This window comes from Anaeromicrobium sediminis (assembly GCF_002270055.1).
Lineage (GTDB): Bacteria > Bacillota > Clostridia > Peptostreptococcales > Thermotaleaceae > Anaeromicrobium > Anaeromicrobium sediminis.
The window spans coordinates 231,535-247,113 of sequence record NZ_NIBG01000003.1 but is presented as its reverse complement, the minus strand read 5'-3'; the positions used below and the strand labels follow the sequence as shown (position 1 = coordinate 247,113).

Annotated in this window: 20 protein-coding genes; 1 reads left to right on the top strand and 19 read right to left on the bottom strand. The window is 30.8% G+C overall.

From position 1 onward, the window contains the following. Window positions 1-94: 94 nt before the first annotated feature. The 19 genes from CCE28_RS05935 to CCE28_RS05845 all read right to left on the bottom strand — a co-directional run bounded on the left by CCE28_RS05935 (window position 95) and on the right by CCE28_RS05845 (window position 12,691). Window positions 95-1,258 carry a DUF819 family protein gene (locus tag CCE28_RS05935; protein WP_095131941.1) on the bottom strand — a complete coding sequence of 388 codons (1,164 nt, stop codon included), beginning with the start codon at window positions 1,256-1,258 and terminating at the stop codon, window positions 95-97. 232 nt (window positions 1,259-1,490) lie between these two features. Then, entirely contained in the window at window positions 1,491-1,916 is a 426-nt protein-coding gene (locus CCE28_RS05930) for a GNAT family N-acetyltransferase (protein ID WP_095131939.1), read from the bottom strand. Window positions 1,917-1,972: 56 nt separating this feature from the next. Continuing rightward, a complete protein-coding gene (locus tag CCE28_RS05925; protein ID WP_095131937.1) occupies window positions 1,973-2,515 on the bottom strand; it encodes a GNAT family N-acetyltransferase in 543 nt (180 codons plus the stop codon). Window positions 2,516-2,706: 191 nt separating this feature from the next. Next, window positions 2,707-2,970, bottom strand: a complete 264-nt coding sequence (locus tag CCE28_RS05920; protein WP_095131935.1) for a hypothetical protein — start codon at window positions 2,968-2,970, stop codon at window positions 2,707-2,709. Window positions 2,971-2,994: 24 nt separating this feature from the next. Continuing rightward, window positions 2,995-3,540: a GNAT family N-acetyltransferase gene (locus CCE28_RS05915; protein ID WP_095131933.1), complete on the bottom strand. Its 546-nt coding sequence runs from the start codon at window positions 3,538-3,540 to the stop codon at window positions 2,995-2,997. 121 nt (window positions 3,541-3,661) lie between these two features. Then, a complete protein-coding gene (locus CCE28_RS05910) occupies window positions 3,662-4,006 on the bottom strand; it encodes a DsrE family protein (protein WP_095131927.1) in 345 nt (114 codons plus the stop codon). Between the two features lie 22 nt (window positions 4,007-4,028). After that, complete coding sequence (locus CCE28_RS05905; protein WP_095131925.1) at window positions 4,029-4,529, bottom strand: GNAT family N-acetyltransferase; 501 nt, start codon at window positions 4,527-4,529, stop codon at window positions 4,029-4,031. Between the two features lie 68 nt (window positions 4,530-4,597). Then, a complete protein-coding gene (locus CCE28_RS05900; RefSeq protein ID WP_141228322.1) occupies window positions 4,598-5,002 on the bottom strand; it encodes a hypothetical protein in 405 nt (134 codons plus the stop codon). 89 nt (window positions 5,003-5,091) lie between these two features. After that, window positions 5,092-5,517 (bottom strand): hypothetical protein, encoded by a 426-nt coding sequence (locus CCE28_RS05895; RefSeq protein ID WP_095131921.1) that lies wholly within the window; start codon window positions 5,515-5,517, stop codon window positions 5,092-5,094. Window positions 5,518-5,658: 141 nt separating this feature from the next. Then, window positions 5,659-6,363 (bottom strand): DUF1361 domain-containing protein, encoded by a 705-nt coding sequence (locus CCE28_RS05890; RefSeq protein WP_095131919.1) that lies wholly within the window; start codon window positions 6,361-6,363, stop codon window positions 5,659-5,661. A gap of 210 nt (window positions 6,364-6,573) precedes the next feature. Beyond that, a complete protein-coding gene (gene fosB / locus CCE28_RS05885) occupies window positions 6,574-6,996 on the bottom strand; it encodes a metallothiol transferase FosB (RefSeq protein WP_095131917.1) in 423 nt (140 codons plus the stop codon). 168 nt (window positions 6,997-7,164) lie between these two features. Continuing rightward, window positions 7,165-8,376, bottom strand: a complete 1,212-nt coding sequence (locus tag CCE28_RS05880; RefSeq protein ID WP_176461683.1) for a stalk domain-containing protein — start codon at window positions 8,374-8,376, stop codon at window positions 7,165-7,167. Window positions 8,377-8,525: 149 nt separating this feature from the next. Further along, window positions 8,526-8,993, bottom strand: coding sequence for a DUF134 domain-containing protein (locus tag CCE28_RS05875; protein WP_095131913.1), 468 nt, complete (start codon window positions 8,991-8,993; stop codon window positions 8,526-8,528). Then, the gene (locus CCE28_RS05870; RefSeq protein WP_095131911.1) at window positions 8,993-9,436 is read right to left on the bottom strand and encodes a Fur family transcriptional regulator; all 444 of its coding nucleotides are present in this window, start codon (window positions 9,434-9,436) and stop codon (window positions 8,993-8,995) included. The genes CCE28_RS05875 and CCE28_RS05870 overlap by 1 nt, the downstream gene beginning before the upstream one ends. Before the next feature lie 45 nt (window positions 9,437-9,481). After that, window positions 9,482-9,838, bottom strand: a complete 357-nt coding sequence (locus tag CCE28_RS05865) for a NifB/NifX family molybdenum-iron cluster-binding protein (protein WP_095131909.1) — start codon at window positions 9,836-9,838, stop codon at window positions 9,482-9,484. Next, window positions 9,835-10,695: an ATP-binding protein gene (locus tag CCE28_RS05860; protein ID WP_095131907.1), complete on the bottom strand. Its 861-nt coding sequence runs from the start codon at window positions 10,693-10,695 to the stop codon at window positions 9,835-9,837. The genes CCE28_RS05865 and CCE28_RS05860 overlap by 4 nt, the downstream gene beginning before the upstream one ends. Further along, window positions 10,680-11,516, bottom strand: coding sequence for an ATP-binding protein (locus CCE28_RS05855; RefSeq protein ID WP_095131905.1), 837 nt, complete (start codon window positions 11,514-11,516; stop codon window positions 10,680-10,682). Before CCE28_RS05855 ends, CCE28_RS05860 begins: the two co-directional genes overlap by 16 nt. A 3-nt stretch (window positions 11,517-11,519) precedes the next feature. Then, complete coding sequence (locus tag CCE28_RS05850; RefSeq protein WP_095131903.1) at window positions 11,520-11,900, bottom strand: NifB/NifX family molybdenum-iron cluster-binding protein; 381 nt, start codon at window positions 11,898-11,900, stop codon at window positions 11,520-11,522. Continuing rightward, complete coding sequence (locus CCE28_RS05845; RefSeq protein ID WP_095131901.1) at window positions 11,900-12,691, bottom strand: Mrp/NBP35 family ATP-binding protein; 792 nt, start codon at window positions 12,689-12,691, stop codon at window positions 11,900-11,902. The genes CCE28_RS05850 and CCE28_RS05845 overlap by 1 nt, the downstream gene beginning before the upstream one ends. 440 nt (window positions 12,692-13,131) lie before the next feature. Between CCE28_RS05845 and CCE28_RS05840 the strand changes: the two genes are divergently transcribed. Continuing rightward, window positions 13,132-15,225 carry a beta-propeller fold lactonase family protein gene (locus CCE28_RS05840; RefSeq protein ID WP_095131899.1) on the top strand — a complete coding sequence of 698 codons (2,094 nt, stop codon included), beginning with the start codon at window positions 13,132-13,134 and terminating at the stop codon, window positions 15,223-15,225. Window positions 15,226-15,579 lie beyond the last annotated feature (354 nt).

Here is a 15,579-nt window from a genome sequence, read left to right as displayed (position 1 = left end):
AAAAATTACGATAAGTTCATTATATACAAACAAAATGCACCTTAATCAAGGTGCATTTTTTATTAGTTCATATGTAAATACAATATTTTTTTAATTATAACATCTGAAGCATTGTTGCAACACCGATTCCACTAAACGTCCCAACAATTACCCCTATCAGCGCCATAAGTATTGCTACAGGAACTAATGACTGGCTATAGGCTGCTGCTAATACTGGAGAAGAAGCAACTCCACCAATGTTAGCAAGTGATGCAATACCACAAGTAAATAAATCTAACTTAAAGATTTTTGCAAGTACTGTCATTATTACTCCATGTACAACAAGTATTACAAATCCAGCAAGAATATATGCAGGAGCTTGAGTAAGCTCACCAAAGTTTGCATTTGCTGCTATTAATGCAACTAACGTATACAATAAAACATTTGATAGTTGAGGAGAACCAGGTATCTTTCCTAAAGGCGTCATTGCAGCAATCACACCAGCCAATGTAACAATGATAATAGACCATGTAGAAGTTGTTAAAATTGCATTAGTTGGAAGGAATTTTGCTACAAACATAGAACATGAAGCCATACCAAAGGCTACCCCTAGTAATAACATCATATCAGGGAACGTAATTTCTTTTCTAATATTCCCAAATTTAACATTTAATTTTTTATTCAGTTCATCTATTTGAGATGTATCAGTTTTTGTCCATGCATTAAACTTAGAAGCAAAAGGGACTAATCCTAAAAGAAACATAATCCACATAGAATAGTCAATTGAATCTATAAGTAATGTATATCCCATACCTGCATCATTTAATCCTAGAGCCTGTTGAACAGCAACCATATTTTGTGTACCACCAATCCAACTTCCAGCAAGTGCCCCAAAAGTTAATGCTGCATTTTCAGCAAGATAACCTTTAAATAAAATAAATGAAATTACAAATCCCAATACAATACTTGTAGTAGCTGCAAAAAAAGTTCCTATTAACTTAGGTCCAAGTTTAAAAATATCTCTTAAGTCTGCTCTTAAAAGCATTAGAAATATCATAGTAGGTAAAATTGCACTTTTAATTGAACCTCTAGCCGCTTTAACAGAATCTGTCATTTCCCATACATGGAATGTTGACATTAGCATTACTGAAAAATAGATAATTATTATAGCAGGTACATATTTAAAGAAATTATTATCTTTATACTTATTTTCATACCATATAACTACACCTGCAAATAATAAAAGAAATGAAATAAACGAAAAACCATTTTGTATCATTTTTATCCCTCCTAGTATAATTTGGTATTTCCAAAGATTAAAAAACAATCTTAGGAAATCGTTTTCAACGCATGTTAATTATATGTCATCGTTTTATTTTTGTCAATTTTTACTAGTCATGGAATTGTATTCCTTACTTAGACATCAGGTAAACCTCTTTATTTTGAACAAAAAAACTAGAGATATTTAATCCCTAGTTCTAAATTATAGACTATATTTTCCAATTTACTTATTAAAATATTTTAATAAAGTTCTTTTGATCCTTTCTATTAATAAATCCACATTTTTCATAAAAATCATGGGCACCTTTCCTATCCCAACCAGAAACTAACCTAATTCCTTTAAAGTTATTTTCTCTTGCCCATAATTCAATTTCATTAATTAATTTTTTTCCAACACCTAATCTGCGACAATTTTTATCTACTACCAATCCCACTATGTTAATAACACTATCATAATACAATAATTCATAGGGAGACCCGTGGATATATCCAATAACTTTGTTATTGATTTCTGCAACTATTATTCTATCCTTTGTATTTTCTAGTATATATTTTATACGTTCCTTCACCATACTCTCAGATAAATCATAACCTAATTGTTCATTAAGTGATGATATATATTTAAAATCCTTCTCACAAATATCTCTAAACTTCATTTATATCCTCCAGGCAATTATAGTTTTACATAATATTGTGACATTTTAATTCAATATTATTTAACCTCAGGATATAATCTGTAATAGTAGAACGGTTTTTCTTCTATTTCCCCCTCGTTTAATATCATCCTTGTTTCAACCTTAGTAAAGCCACATTTCTCAACTACCCTTTGTGAAGAGTAATTATCTAACTCCATAATAGCCATTAAATAATCTAGATTTAAATTATTAAATGCCCATTTTGCCATAGCCCTTGCTGCCTCACTTATATATCCTTTATTACTATATTCCCGGGAAATAAAATAAGCTATTTCCATCTCATTATTAACTTCCTCTTTATTGCCTATGCTAACCATACCAATTAACTGTCCACTATCTTTAAGATTTACGGCAAGCATTACTCTAGCTTTTTCCTTTGTTGCTAAAGGATACTGTTCATTAACCCAATTTATCCACCATATTCTTTTATCCATGCCACCTTCCCAATCAGGCATCCATTTTAATATGTATGGTTCATTACAGATCTTATTTAGTGCTACTGCATCATCTAAATTAAATTGTCTAATTTCTAATCTCTCAGTTTGAAAATTAATACTCATTATTCTATCCCCCATTTTATATGTTCTGATTCTCAATAGTTTCTTTTAAAAAACTATCTGTCTTATCTTTATCCTCTGCATTTATACTCATACTAATTGATTTTTTCCCTTCCCAAGAATACTATCCATTACTAAACACATCCTTATCCTAATACTAGAAATTTAACGTAAAATTCTTTATTAATATTTTTCTACATAATTATATTCCAGATAATCTTTATTCCTAAATACTCTAACCCTACTATGGCAACACAACAAAACATGAACATTCCAAATCTCATTTGTGAAGCAATATCATCCCAATATTCGCCTCCAATAAAGGATATCCAATTAGGAATAAAACAATATCTAATACATTCTAGAAAATCTTCTATGCCAAAAAAGAATTTGTCATACAAATATTTATAAATAGGTATATTAATTATTATTAAAGCAAAAATTATTGTTAATTGCATGGAATCCCCCTTAATGTCCCATATCTATTCATTAATACGAGCCATAGTATATGAATCCACATATTCATTCCCTATACGATGGTCTTCCTTTAATGTTCCTTCTATTTCAAATCCAAACTTCTTATATAACCCTATGGCCTTATGATTTTTAGATACAACTTGGAGATCTATCCTTCTTATACTATTCTCTTTAGTCCAATCTATCATAGTTCCAATTAAACTACTGCCTATCCCCTTCCCCCAATGTTCCTTTAATACTCCCATGCCAAATCCACATACATGCTTATTTCTATATAGGTTACTTCCACTAAGACCTAATGTTCCTACTATTTTTTCATTAATTGTAGCTACTAAAAACAAATCATTTTTACTCTCTAATTTTCTTTTTATAATACTTTCTTCTTCTTCTAATGTACATTTAAATTCACCCTCTATTCTAATCATATAATCAGTCTCCCTATCAATTATGGGAACTATATTGATTAAGTCATTAGCATCATTTATTTCTGCACTTCTAACTATAATTTTAATATTATTCTTTAAAAATTCTCTAGGTTCAATTCTAGCCATTTGAAACACTCCAATCCTACTATCAATCTATATTTCACATTCCATTATACATATTTTACCATTGACTTTTTAAAAAATATACTCCAATTGAATTCAAATGGAGTATTTTCTAATAAATCTACTATATAGTTAATAACCTTTCATTGTCTTTTAGTATACCAGTTAATCCTTCTCCCCAATATTTTATCTCTACCCCTAAATCTTCTAACTCTTGTGATACACCTAACTGATCTGCACAAGCTTTACATGCTGAGACTTTAACTCCAATATTGATTGCCTGTTTAATTTTTTCCTGTATGCCTTCATTTTCTGCTGCTAGTTTTGCCGTTGCTCCCCATATTATTATTGTCACATGATCCCACCAATTTTGTAGCTTACTGTTTATACCGTACATCATAACCATTTTTTCAGATGTAATTACATCAGCATTAGTCCAAAGGATATATAATTTCTTTTCTTCACTCATTTTATTCCCTCCCAATTATTATCTAATCTATTCCAACTACTTTACTACGTCTCTCTAGAAACACTACATTTCTCCAAAGGCCATTTTGTGATTTACCTATCTTTTCTCTAAGTCCAAGCATCCTAAACCCACATTTTTCATGTAACATGATGCTTGCATAATTTTCTTCAAGAATTCCAGCTTGAATAGTCCATATGTCTTCCTTTTCCGATTCTTCTATTACAGTGTTTAATAACCTATAGCCAATTCCATGCCCCCTATGTTCTAAGTCTATATATACACTCACTTCTACTACCCCACGATAGACCCATCTACTACTAGTGGGGCTGAGTGCTATCCATCCTAATATTTTATTATCTAATTTAGCAATAAATCTACAACTGTCCAGATGACTTTTATCCCATTCTTCCCAGGTTGGCACCTCACTTTGAAAGGTTGCATTTCCCGTTTTAATTCCTTCATAATAAATACGACTCACTTGTTCCCAATCATCTTTTGTCATCCTCTTAATTTCATAGTTCATCCCACTATTCACCTCAACAAATAAAGTATTATTATTTAATTAGTTCACTCTCAATCTTAAATTACATTTTAGTAAAACCCTATTTCTAGACCCACTGCCTTTGTTCCCTTATATCTAGGTTCAATAATCTGACTTCTAAAATAAACTACAAAATATGTATTAACATACTTATCATCTTCATATGAAAATGTCATACTAAATTCATACTTATTTTCATTAATAATACATCCAAAGTTAGTTTCAAATAAATACCATTTACCACTTATGTTCAAAAAAGTTTCCATAAAATCTATTGCCATATTCTTATACATGTCTATATCTGAAATAATTACTCTAGCTAATTCTAAATATTTTATATTTGGTAATACACTATCACCTCTTACTAAAATGTCACAATCACCATCAGTGAATTGCCACCGCTTTTTCATATTATTATACAATATTTCATCTAAATCTTGTAAACTTAAATCCACAATAATTTCCCCTTTACTTATGTACATTTTATAGAAAGTTCTCCCTAGTTTCTTCTTATGATTAATTCAAAATATGTTTCTCCTAGCATTTACGAAATGTTAAATCTTCTTCTATTACGCCATAGGTAATTAATTGACCATATTGAAAAGAAGGCAAATGGAAGAAATATAATATCACCAGGAGTTAGTACACCCGTATATATATCACGAGCCCATAATGAAGTTAAGGAATATATCCATAATATATTTGCCATCTGACCAAAGGTCCATCCCCAGGACCTTAATTTTAAAAGACCTGGTATACTAATTATTAATATGGGTACCGCCAATACTAAATCTGAAATTAAAAATCCCAAAGTAGATGCCTTAGATGCCATATCCATTGCAATATCATTGTTTTGTTGTATAAAAATTTTAAACATTACTAGTATCCAAAAAATAGAAGTAATAACTGCAGCAATACTATTAACCCAAACTATTGTTTTAATACCTCTTGATAATCTTTCTTTACTCATACTACCTCCTTAATAATTAAATTTTGTAATGAATCATTTTCATAGAAACAACAATATAATTAACTGGTACTTTTTCTTTGAAAAATATACTCTCCTATGGGTATATCCACTGAGAGCATGTAATTAAATCCAATTATATTGTCATCTATTGTCAACACTAATATATGTTAAGTAATAAAGTACTATGTAAGTCAAAATTAAAAATATACTAAACATACTAGTAAACATAACAGTTTCCATATTTAAAGTTTGTATTATAGACCTTACAACGGATAATGGATCTGTTACAATATGCCAGCTATTTAATCTTGGAAATCTACCAAGATAAATACCATAGCTAGATATGAACTGAACTCCTAATACATATATCCATCCTGTAAACTTACCGAGTCTCCTCTCTACTAATCTATGAACTATATATAATGAAATGAATCCTACTAAAAATCCAACTGAAATAAATATCAAATTTAATAGAAAGTCAAACCATATATTTAAATTTGTATTGACGCCACCGCTTTTATAAAAATTAATTTTACTTATATGAACAAGATCTGTAATCATATAGGGTGCATTTGGATAAAATACCAGCCATACTCCCCCTAAAAGAAAACCTAATATATTCCCATCACCTTTTCTGCGTTTTTCATATATGAAAGCTAATAACAGTGACACTATTAATGATATCCATGCTAATAATAAATTCCAAATCAAATATACATAAGTAATGCTAGAGCTATATACTACACGTGAAATTACAAGAGCACTTCCTAATACAGATAATAGAAAAATAATTCCTATTAATATTTTAGTATGCTTATGTATAATAGTTCTATCTAATAAGGCCATTGCCTTACCTCCTCCTAAGTTATTGTATTGACGTTGTTCACTTCTATATGTATATTTACCTTAATGTGTAATATCCATACTAAATATATTAATCATCACGACTATATACATATTTTACCATTTAAGTTATAAAAAAAATACTCACCTATAGTCTCAACTATTGGGAGTATAATATTAGTTAAATATATTTATTAGACTTTTATAAAGAATCTAATCGAAGAATTTTAATTCTTTTCTATTATTCTTATAAAAATTTATTCGGTCCTGTCTTCCCTTTGTATGGAACTCAAATAAATGTCCATCTATATCTCTAAAGTATATTGATTTTCCTTCTTCTTCATGTCTTGGTCTACCTTCTTTAATATCCACATTTAAAGCCCTAAGCCTTCCTAACATTTCATCATATTCCTCTTCCTCAATGGAAAAACTTATATGGGTGTAGGAATCATAAATCTCATTCCTTTTAATATCCTTCTCTACATTTAATGCAATCCATAGACTACCAAAATCAAAGTATGCAAGATTCTCTCCCTCAACTAATAATTCTGCTCCAAAGACTTTTTTATAAAATTCAACGGATTTCTCTAAATCTGATACTGAAAAAGTAATATGATTTATTCTCTTTAGCTTCATATTCAAACCTCCATTATACAATAACTATACTACTCTCTTAATGGCAAGTAGTATAGTTATTAATGAAAAATACTTATTATATTTTTTTATTACAACATATAAGTTACTTCCTCTTCATTTAACAAATCTCCTTTATAATATATTCTATCCTTTGAATAGATAGTAGCTTTATTTTAAATTCATTCTAAGTACATCATAGTTTTCAAATCCATAATCCAACATATGCCTAGTTTCTTCAAAACGAATTTTAGACTTGGAAGTTCCCAATGTGACTGCAATTAATTGAAATCCTTCTCTCTCTGCAGTTCCAACCATACAGTAGTCTGCACCTGCACTATATCCTGTTATTAGTCCTGTAGCACCCTCATATGAATTTAATAATCTATTCAAATTCTGTAAATAAAAAGTAAGTTCTCCTAATTCTTTTGACTTGCGTGTAATTTTTTCTTTCTTCATAGATGTGAATTCAAATATTTTAGGATATTTCACGATTAACTCTCTTGCCATAATGCCTATATCATAGGCTGATGTAAATTGATCTTCAAAATCAAATCCTACCACATTGGCAAAATGAGTATCTTTCATTCCTAGATCTTTAGCTTTTTTATTCATCAATACAAGAAACTCTTCTTTACTTCCTGCTATATGTTCTGCCATGGCTATAGCCGAATCATTGGCCCCCATCATAGTAATAGACTTTACTAAAGTTTCTACTGTTTCCTTATCACCAGTTTCCATGAAAAGTTGGGCCCCTTGACCTTTAGAAGCTTCTTCACTAATTGTTACCACATCATCTAGTGCAATTTCTTTATTCTCTATTGCTTCAAAAATCAAAAGTAAGTTCATAATCTTAGCTACATTTCCCACTTTTAATTTTTCATGGGCATTGTGTTCTAACAAAATTAATCCCGATTTTGGTTCTACTAAAATATTAGCTTTTCCAGTGAGGGGAAAGCCACAGATAGAATCGTATATAATAATCGTATTATTCTCTTTATCTACTTCATACTTTAGAGAAAACACTTCACTTATAAAAGTTAGGGGCAGAACTGCATTTCCATTTACTATTTTTACAGGAACATCAAGGAGTATTTCTCTTTCACCTATTTTTGCCTTTTGACTATTAACTTGTAACCATATATTTTCCTCACTTTTTGTGACTAAAATAGACTGATCAGAAGAATTCCATTTTACCTGAGCTCCAGCAGCTTCAAAAACATTCCTAATTGGAATTAAGGTTGCATTTTCCTCTACTAAAATAGGCGTAGAAAGATTTACTTCCTGTCCATTAAATCTAACCATCATTGACTCCTGACAATAAGCTATATTCCATATTCCAAGAGTTAATAAGAGTAGAAGTATCACAAAATATTTCTTCATAGAAATCATCTCCTCATTTAATAACTTGTACTCTATAATAGATTATTTACTATTTAGTGAAAATATATCATTTAACCAAAAATAAAAGACATGGCAAGCCATGTCTTAATTAAAAATATATAAGTATTGTAAAAATATGCCCCTTCCATTTAAGAACCATCGTCATCAAACTTCTTACACCAAGGCTTTCTATTCCCTTTCATACAACATCTCTTAGTAATAACGCATAAAACGTCATTTGAACCACATTTAGGACATACATGCTCTTCCTTTTCATAAGCTTCATCAAAGTTATTTCCACAATTTTCACATTCATATTTGCAAATATTCATTGTATAATTTCCACCTTGAATATGGATAGCCATTCCATTAGTTATAGCCTGAGCTACCTTTCTTCTAGCTTCATCTAAAATAAGCTGGAATGTCTGTCTTGAGACCTGCATCTCTTTTGCACATTCCTCTTGAGACAATTTTTCTATATCCTTTAGGCGCATAGCTTCTACTTCTTCAAGCTTTAATTGTATTTCTTCTATGGAACATTTTGATTTTCCTACAGGAACAAAATATCTATTTTCAGGCATAAAAGCAATTTTTCTTAGCTTTGTGGGTCTAGGCATTATGTTCCCTCCCTACAATTTTCACAAGTACCATTTAATATCATCTTAAGATTATTTACTTCCACTTTATATTCATCTTCCACTAGATTTCTTAAATTAATCAAATCTAAAATCACATTAGTTTTATCATAATCATAGATTTTACAGCATTTATCACATTGAAAATGAATATGCAAACGCTTTTCACTAAACAATTTCAATTCGTAATATCTGTTTTTTCCAACATAGATTTCTTCTATTATGTCATTGTTTTTTAAAATTTCTATGGTTCTATATACGGTGGCTAAACCAATTTTTTTATTTTTTACCAATTGGTGGATCTCTTCTGCTCTAAAATGTCCTGTATGATTTAAAAAGATTTCAATTATTTCTCTTCTTTGATTGGTCATATGAATTTGTTTTTCATTTAGTAAATCTTGAATAATTTCAAACTTATTTTTCATTATAACGCCTCCATACACAAATAGGGACTATATAGTCCCTATCTCTTAATGACCGCATTCTCCTTCATGTGCATGTTCTGTACATACACTTCCTGTTGATTTAACTTCACCATCTAAGTATCTTTTAATTACATCTTCTAAATTTCCAGATGCTCCAACTACCACATTAACTCCATTTTCTGCAAATAGTTCTTGAGCAGTAGCACCCATGCCACCAGCAATAATAACATCCATTCCCTTTTCACCTAAATATCTTGGTAAAAATCCAGGTTTATGTCCTGGGTTTTGTAAAAACTCTCTACCTTTAATTTCTTTTCCATCCACATTAAATACTTCAAACCCTTCACAGTGGCCAAAGTGACCTGATACCATATTTCCATCCTTTGCAATTGCTATCTTCATAATATACCCTCCTTATATTTTTTATAAATGTTTTCCCATATATTTTTAATTTCTTTTCCTGCAATACTATCTTCATAACAGATAACAGGCTTTAATTCATTAACCGCCTTTTGAACAATAGGGTCAAATGGAATTTTCCCTAAAACTTCAACTGATTCATTCTCACAATATTTTTGTATTTCTAAAGTCATATCTTCATTAATATCATATTTATTTATGCAAGCAAGAGGTTTTACTCCAAAATGATCAATTAAAGAAAGAATTCTCTTAAAATCATTCAGTCCAGATTGAGTTGGCTCTATTACTATTAAAGCAACGTCACATCCTGTGATAGAAGCCATCACTGCACATCCAATCCCTGGGGTACCGTCAAGGATCATTAATTCATTGTTTTTTCGGTACTCCATAGCATTTTTTCTAACCTCAGTAACTAATTTTCCAGAGCCTTCAGCTCCAACAACCATTTCTGCCCTAGATAATATGCCTGCATCCGTTTTAGTAATGATAGTTTCTCCTGTAACTTCATCTTCTAAAGTAATTGCATCCACAGGACAAACTGCCTTACATGCGGCACATCCTTCACATTTAAGTTCTATAATTTTGTTATTCTTTATTGCACCAAATCTACATACCTCACTGCATTTTCCACATTCTATACATTTGTTTTTATCTATCTTAGCAATTTTAGCCCCAATAAATTGAGAAGAAGCTATATTCTCTCCTTGTAGAACAATATTAAGATTAGAGGCATCCACATCACAATCAACTTTAATACTTTCTTTATTCAAATATGCAAAGGAAGCTGCAACAGTAGTTTTACCCGTACCGCCTTTTCCACTTATTACAACAAGCTGCATGCTATTTCCCCCTCTACTTTTTTTCCTATGTGTAAAAATAGTTCCTTATATTTCTCATGTTCTACAAGTAATTTACCTTTTGAATACAGTACAGCAACATCTTTATCAAACATTACTTTTCCTATTATATTTATTTTTTCTTTTTCACAATGTTCTTCTATTAGATCTTTTTCATGGCTTCCTCTGTTTATGATAATTCCAAATGGAATATTCATAGTTCTTACGAGTTCTATAGCAATTTTTAAATCATGAAGGCCAAATGCTGTAGGTTCCGTTACTAAAACAGCATAATCTACCCCTTCAATGGCAGCTACTACAGAACATGTACTTCCTGGAGAACAATCTATAATGGTTTTTTCATTTCCAATCATTTTCTTTAAATCACGAATGATTGGAACGGCCATAGGTTCTCCAATATTTAAAGTTCCTCTCATACATGTTATTTGTTCATCATTTCCTACATCAATATGACCAATTTCTCTATCTACTTCAGAAATGGCACCATATCCACAAACTAAGCTGCATGCTCCACATCCATGACATAATTTGTCAAATAATAAAACATCCTTATTTGCCCATGCCAAAGCATTAAACTGACATATGTTTACACATTTTTGGCATCCTATGCACTTAGATGGGTCGATTTCAGGGACAGGTATACTGACTTGTTCAGTTTTTATAACCTTGGGATTTAAAAATATAAATCCATTTGGTTCTTCCACATCACAGTCCACATAATTCCATCCCATTGCTTTAGCTAAGTTGGTAGAAATGGTAGTTTTTCCTGTTCCGCCCTTTCCACTTAACACTGCAATTTTCATTTTCTATGCCCTTCCATGTCTGTTTCTCATTCCAGAATGAGGAGGAACTGCATTATTTATATTTTCTAACTTATTGTCTAATAATAAATCTATTTCTTCTTTAATGTTTTTTCCGCTACATTTATAAATAGATACATTACCACTTTGTAATATTTTCATTGCATTTGGTCCCACATGACCTGTTATAAGAGCCTCTACTCCATGATCAAGTAGTTGTTGTCCTGCAGCAATCCCAGCTCCTTGTGCAGAAGTTACACCTTTATTTTCAACATGTTCAAAGGATTTGCTTTCTGTATCATAGATTGTGAAATAATTACACCTTCCAAATCTTTCATCTATCATTGAATCTTTATCTTTTTTAACACATGTAATAGCTATTTTCATTATTCAATTCCCCCTATTCTTTCTTCTAATTTTTCCGCTAAGTTTTCACATAGTCCAAAATATGTTTTACCAAATACTTCTACTCTTCCCTCATCACATAAGGTTACAAAGTCTTGATTAATAGGAAGCTTTTCTAATACGTGTATATCCATATCCTTTGCAACTTCTTCAATTTTGCTTTCTCCAAATAAGTAATGTTTCTTATTACAGTCTGGACACTCAAAATAGCTCATATTTTCTACAAGTCCATAAATAGGAGTAGCCATCATCTTAGCCATATTTACAGATTTTTTTACGATTAATTGTACTAAATCCTGAGGAGAAGAAACTACCACTATACCATCAACTGGTAATGACTGCATGATTGTTAGGGGAACATCTCCTGTCCCTGGAGGTAAATCAATTAAAAGATAATCTAACTCTTCCCAGGCTACATCTGTATAAAATTGTTTTACCATAGACCCAATTAAAGGTCCTCGCCATACTACTGGTGCATCTTCTTGGTCAATCATTAAATTAACAGAAATCACTTTTATACCTGTTGTTGTTTCTACTGGTTGAATTACTTGATTAATTGCAATGGCTCTTTTTTCACCTATTCCAAATACTTTAGGAATACTTGGTCCTGTAATATCAGCATCCAATATTCCCACTTTATACCCTTTATTTTGTAAAGATACTGCCATTAAAGAAGTAACTGAAGACTTTCCCACGCCTCCTTTTCCACTCATAATAGCAACAACCTTTTTAATATTTGTTCCTTCTTGTGGTTTTTCTTTTTCTATATGCATTTGTATCCCTCCGATTTTATTATTGGCATTTGCTAATTACATTATACTCCAATTTTGGTTTTTGTCAAATGCCAATAATCATTTAGATAAATATATTCTATGGTCATTTCTTTGCATATTTTCTCATTTTTTATTTTAAATGCATATTTTAAGCAAGTAATCTTATTAATGCTCCAACATTTCACATATAGCTATAAAAAATAAAGGATAGTAATCTATCTATAGATTACTATCCTTTATTTTAAAAGAATCTCCCTCAAGTCCTTATGGATTAGAATACTCAGTAATTATTCTCGAAGATTCCACTACATACATGTCCCATATCTAAGTTTAACATTTTGAATCATTTTAATGTATTAATAAATATACTATAGTATTAAAAATAAAAATCAATATTTTATGATTATATAATCTTGTTTGTTCTGGAAAGGAGAATTATAATGGCAGTTCAACAATTTGCTTATGTTGCCAATCAGTTTGATAACACTGTGTCGGTAGTACGAACATTAGACAACACAGTGGTTGATATTATAGCAGTGGAAGATGGTCCCTCTGAAATAGCAATAACTCCAAATGGAGAGTTTGTATATGTTACCAATGAGTTTAATGCCAGTGTATCAGTAATACGAATATCAGACAATGCAGTGGTTGATACTATCACTGTTGGAAATGATCCATTTGGAATAGCAATAACTCCAAATGGCGAGTTTGCATATGTTGCGAATCAGTGTGATGACACTGTATCAGTAATACGAATATCAGACAATACAGTGGTTGATACTATCTCTGTTAAAAATTTTCCCGTAGGAGTAGCAATAACTCCTAATGGCGAGTTTGCATATGTTACCAATGAGTTTGATGCCAGTGTATCAGTAATACGAATATTAGACAATAGAGTGGTTGATACTATCGCTGTTGGAAATGATCCTGTAGGAGTAGCAATAACTCCAAATGGAGAGTTAGCTTATGTTACAAATTTTTGCGATGACAGTGTATCAGTAATACGAATATCAGACAATAGAGTAATTGATATTATAACTTCTGTAGATAGACCATTTGGAATAGCAATAACTCCAAATGGAGAGTTGGCTTATATTACGAATTTTCTAGATGCCAGTGTATCAGTAATACGAATATTAGACAATAGAGTGGTTGATACTATCGCTGTTGGAAATGATCCTGTAGGAGTAGCAATAACTCCAAATGGAGAGTTAGCTTATGTTACAAATTTTTGCGATGACAGTGTATCAGTAATACGAATATCAGACAATAGAGTAATTGATATTATAACTTCTGTAGATAGACCATTTGGAATAGCAATAACTCCAAATGGAGAGTTGGCTTATATTACGAATTTTCTAGATGCCAGTGTATCAGTAATACGAATATCAGACAATAGAATGATTGATACTATCACTGTTAGATCTAGACCTGTAGGAGTAGCAATAACTCCAAATGGAGAGTTTGCTTATGTTACGAATTTTCGCGATGCCAGTGTATCAGTAATAAGAATATCAGATAATACAGTAATTGATACTATCACTGTTGGAAATGGTCCTACAGGAATAGCCATAACTCCAGCAAAACCTATACTTCCTCAGATTATAATAACTAATTTTGATTCAAATGATGTATCAAAGATTAAAATGTCAGATGATTCAGTTACTAATATAACTGTTGAATGTAATCCTCGTGCAATAGGAATAACTCCAGATGGAAAATTTGCTTATGCTGCTAATTATGNAGCAATAACTCCAAATGGAGAGTTTGCTTATGTTACGAATTTTCGCGATGCCAGTGTATCAGTAATAAGAATATCAGATAATACAGTAATTGATACTATCACTGTTGGAAATGGTCCTACAGGAATAGCCATAACTCCAGCAAAACCTATACTTCCTCAGATTATAATAACTAATTTTGATTCAAATGATGTATCAAAGATTAAAATGTCAGATGATTCAGTTACTAATATAACTGTTGAATGTAATCCTCGTGCAATAGGAATAACTCCAGATGGAAAATTTGCTTATGCTGCTAATTATGGTTCAAATAATGTATCAAAGATAAATATATCAGCTAACTCTGTAGTTGCTACTATATGTGTTGGATGTAATCCTCGTGCAATAGGAATAACTCCAGATGGAAAATTTGTATATGTTGTTAATTGTGGTTCTAATAATGTATCAAAGATAAATGTATCAGATAATTCTGTAGTTGCTACTATATGTGTTGGAAGCAACCCTTGTGCAATAGAAATAAGTCCAGATGGAAAATTTGCTTATATTGCTAATTGTGGTTCTAATAATGTATCAAAGATAAAAGTATTAGATAACTCTNCTGTAGTTGCTACTATATGTGTTGGAAGCAACCCTTGTGCAATAGAAATAAGTCCAGATGGAAAATTTGCTTATATTGCTAATTGTGGTTCTAATAATGTATCAAAGATAAAAGTATTAGATAACTCTGTTACTAATATAACTGTTGGAACTGCTCCTATTGCAATAGTAATAACTCCAATTACTAAATCTTAACTTCCTCAGGTAAGAATAACTAATTAAACTATTACTCCTATAGTTTTTGATAAAGGTTTAAATTAAAGAAAAAGTAAATCTCTTTCTATCTTCCAGCTAACAGTAAGAAATTTGTTTTAGTAATATTGTGAAAACTAACAAACATAAAAGTAACATTTTTGATAATAAATTGCACTAATAAAAGACTAATAAAAAAGATGATTGCTTGAATCATCTTTTTTATTTGCTATATCAATGTATTTATCTATTTATATAACTTAATGGCAAGCTACACCGCAGTTACTTATAATACGCTTCACCGTACCTATCTTAACTGCTGTTTTGTTAAGCATAGAAATAAAAACCACAGTACCC